We start from the raw sequence: 3545 nt of genomic DNA, 5'->3' as shown, positions 1-3545 counted from the left end.
CGATGTGGCCCCGCCTGATCCGCCGCTTCATCTCGGTCACGCTCAGAAGGTCGACCAGATCAAGCGACCAAGCCTCCTCCAGGCCGACCGCAAGGCGACCCCTCGACCGGCCGCCCGGTGCGGCGGTCAACAGATGTCCACCTGCACGGGTCTGCCTTCATGCTGAACCGCTGGTCTGTCATGCATGAGAGATAGGGTCGGATTTTTGGCGAAAGAATTTGCGCGCCCCATCGGATCAACAGCACGCGCCCATAATCCCCCTGCCCGGGTCTGCGGCTATTAGGAGCGCACCGCTGTCTTGGGCATTGAGTTGGGCTTCCTTGCTCGGGGCTTTCTGGAGACGGCCTCCGAGCCGCAAGAATTGCATTGGGCAACGTACCTCCCGCCTCTGCCTCGACTGGGCTGCCACTGCACAACAATCTTTGACGACTGGCACCGCTCACAGCGGGCGGGAGCGGCAGCCTTCCGGCGCAGAGCCACCGAGGTGTAGATTTCCACGACGTGGGAGGTTGCCGAGAAGGCAAGCTCTGCGTCGGCTCTGGTCGCGCCCGAGCTGTGGGTGAGCCAGTTCGCGAGCCGCCACGCACGCTCGGCGGTCGATTTGACATAGGCGCGAGCATACTCTTTCGACGCTCCCCCAGCGAGTTCGTTGGCGAGCCGGTCGTTCCACCCAATGAAGTGGCTGGCCTTGGGGGTGTCGCCGGTGAACTCGACGCTTGCCGCGTCAATCAGCTCACGGATGAACACCAACAGGCACTCTCGGCAGAGCATCCCAATTCCTTGGAACTCCTCGACCTCGTCGGCAGCGTCGAGTGCTTCGCCTACTTGAACGAGCTTGCGTTGGGTGACCAAGAACAACTCCACCTCGGCGGGGGTGCCATGGTAGCGCCGGGCGGCCGCGACGCGCGCCATCAGACCGATGTGGAACGACAGGGTGTAGTCCATGCTCGGCATCAGCCGCTGAGAGTAGAGGTTGGTCGGGTTGGTGATCACCCACCACCTCTCCTTGTCGGTGTGGACGTCCCATACATCGTAGTCCCGTCCGAAGACACGCTCACTCGTGACCTTCTCGGCATGCTGGACGATCTCTTCGCCATGAGCCTGCCATTCGAGGTAGTCGGCGATCCGCCTCGCCTCCTCTCCAGAGTGTCGGAATAGGAACCGCTCCAATTCAGCCAACGGTAGCTGAGGAGGAATGACGCACTCATCCTCCATCTTCTTTGATTTCGATCGCTTGGCCATGGGACCTCCAACTGCATCCTATTTGGGGCGTGACGACGAGTGCAAGCCGGGCCGCCGCCGTGCGGCCGCTGCTTGGTTCTCTTGGGTGTGCCCTTTCCGAACTGGCGCTGGTCTGGTTCGAGAAATACCCCCTTGACCACTCAAAGCGAACCATCCATTACAGAACCAGTCAAATCGAACTGGAGGGCACCATGACATTCATCCGAGCCTACCTCAGGGCCTCGACCAAGGAGCAGGACGCAGGACGCGCGCGAGGGGACCTTGAAGCATTCTGTCGGGAGCGAGGGCTAACCATCGCGGCCACCTACGAGGAGAACGAGAGCGGGGCATCGCTGCACCGGCCGGAGCTGTTCCGGCTGCTCAGGGACAGCAAGCCGGGCGACATCCTGCTCACCGAACAGGTCGACCGCCTGAGCCGCCTGTCGGACAAGGACTGGGACCAGCTCAAGCGTGAGATCAAGGACCGGGAGGTCAAGGTCGTGGCGCTGGACTTGCCGACTTCGCACATGATGCTGAAGACCGAGGACGCCTTCACCGGCCGGATGTTCGACGCGATCAACGGCATGTTGCTCGACATGCTCGCCGCCATCGCCCGCAAGGACTACGACGACCGACGCCGCAGGCAGGCTCAAGGGATCGCCAAGGCAAAGGCGGAGGGACGCATGAAGGGTCGCCCCGAGGACGCAGAGCGCAACGAGGCCATCTTGGAAATGCTGCGGAAGGGGCAGAGTTGGAACACCATCGTTCGAGCGACCAACTGCTCACGGTCGACGCTCGCAAGGCTGGCGAAGCGCTTGGAAGAGACCGGAGCCGATGCACGTTGATCAGATACCGGGGCCAGCCGAACTATCGCCAAATGGCCGCGTGGGAATGCAGGTTCCGAAATACAAGCCCAACCACATGGCCGGCATTGTTCATCGCTCGCGCCTCAGTTTCATGCCCAACAAAGGTCTGAAGCGCTCGTGTCCTCCCATCAGGGCCTGTCACAGAACTCTGGACGCCATGCTCAGTATGTAGATTGAAGACCACGTCACCTCTGTCATTGAGGGCCACAACTCCAGTACTGGCCAACCCAGGCAACAGCTCACGCATCCCCTCTGTTGCTGACCAGATGAAACAACAATTTCGACCAGCAGCGTCACTCGTGATGCCGACAACGACGCCGCTGTCATTGATCGCCACCGGAACGGCAGCCGGTCCTCCCAGGGTGCCGAGATCGATCATTCCCTGTTCCTCTGACCAGACAAACGCCCTCTGAGGTCCCCCGGGGAACGTTCTACCGAACCAGCTATGACCGACAACGACGCCTTGATTGTTGAGAGCCACTGGCTGACTGTTCCAATCTGCCCGCAGCGCCCCGATGGATCGAATTTGCAGGTCCTTGCCGGCAACAAATGCAGTCTCACCCTTGTCGCCCGGGTCGTTACCGGGGATTGTCCAGCTGGACCCTATGAGAAAGCCACCGTTGTTGATGGCATACCCGTGACTGTGCATGCCACCCAGCGTTTCGAGAACGCGCAACCCATCTGGACCAACGTGAAATGCCCTGTTCGCGCCACCGTCGATCATCATCGTGCCGACGACTTCTCCCGTGTCATTGATGCCGTTCACCTGACTTGGCGCTCCTGCTCCTTTGACCACGTAGGGACCCAAATCATCGGACCAGATACAGGCCACATGCGGGTTGGGATCACCTGTTGAGCAGTACCCTCCAGCAAGTCCCGCGTTGTTGACGCACAACGCCCTCGCATGCCCACCAACCCCCGGCAGCTCTGTCAACTCGAGACGCTCTTCGCGTGGTGCGGACTGGGAGAGCTCTGGCGAACACTGGTCGGGCGCCGGAGCCGCCCCCATTCCGACCCTGAAGTTGCCAATCGGTACGATCTGCGCGTTCGGACCCAACTGGCCACGGATCGACGCCATCATGTCCTGTCCATTCATGATCGCCAGCGGCTCGAAATTACCTGTGATGGTGCCGTGAGTGTGGCCGACACCCCTCGTCCAATACATCGAGTAGCTGTACGAAGCAGCACTGACCGTGTTGAGTGTCGACGGCGAAAGCGAAGCCGCCTTGATCAGGGCCGCCATTTGGCGCTGAGTTTGGGATGGGTCGTTGCCGTTCCGCGACCCTATTCGAAGCCTTTGCAGCGCGAGCCTTGAAACAGCAGCCGCACCGGAGCCGCACACTACGGTCCGTGAAGTGGGGCTCCTATCGATCTCTATCCGCAGTTCAGGAGCCGGCCGAGACCGAGGAAGTCCGTGCAGCCGATCGACATTCGAAATCAAGGCTATTTGGCTCCGCC

The 3545-nt window shown here is 61.1% G+C and carries 3 protein-coding genes; 1 reads left to right on the top strand and 2 read right to left on the bottom strand.

Annotation, left to right across the window (positions count from 1 at the left end; translation table 11 throughout):
* Positions 1-279: 279 nt before the first annotated feature.
* The gene (locus EOA60_RS23740; protein WP_127335335.1) at positions 280-1242 is read right to left on the bottom strand and encodes a hypothetical protein; all 963 of its coding nucleotides are present in this window, start codon (positions 1240-1242) and stop codon (positions 280-282) included.
* A 191-nt stretch (positions 1243-1433) separates the two neighbouring features.
* Between EOA60_RS23740 and EOA60_RS23735 the strand changes: the two genes are divergently transcribed.
* A complete protein-coding gene (locus tag EOA60_RS23735) occupies positions 1434-2066 on the top strand; it encodes a recombinase family protein (protein WP_095825202.1) in 633 nt (210 codons plus the stop codon).
* A 22-nt stretch (positions 2067-2088) separates the two neighbouring features.
* On the opposite strand, the gene EOA60_RS23730 is transcribed toward EOA60_RS23735, so the two are convergent.
* On the bottom strand, positions 2089-3330 hold the full coding sequence (locus EOA60_RS23730; RefSeq protein ID WP_128311990.1) for a hypothetical protein: 1242 nt from the start codon (positions 3328-3330) through the stop codon (positions 2089-2091).
* Between the last annotated feature and the right edge of the window lie 215 nt (positions 3331-3545).

It is taken from the genome of Mesorhizobium sp. M1A.F.Ca.IN.020.06.1.1, from assembly GCF_004023265.1.
Taxonomy (GTDB): domain Bacteria; phylum Pseudomonadota; class Alphaproteobacteria; order Rhizobiales; family Rhizobiaceae; genus Mesorhizobium.
Note: the sequence above shows the minus strand (reverse complement) of the source record. Positions and strands in the feature narration are given on the sequence as shown.

What these genes read in the sequence shown, in the direction of transcription:
- EOA60_RS23740 (WP_127335335.1), bottom strand. Translation starts at nt 1,242, where the DNA reads ATGGCCAAGCGATCGAAATCAAAGAAGATGGAGGATGAGTGCGTCATT.
- EOA60_RS23735 (WP_095825202.1), top strand. Translation starts at nt 1,434, where the DNA reads ATGACATTCATCCGAGCCTACCTCAGGGCCTCGACCAAGGAGCAGGAC.
- EOA60_RS23730 (WP_128311990.1), bottom strand. Translation starts at nt 3,330, where the DNA reads ATGGCGGCCCTGATCAAGGCGGCTTCGCTTTCGCCGTCGACACTCAAC.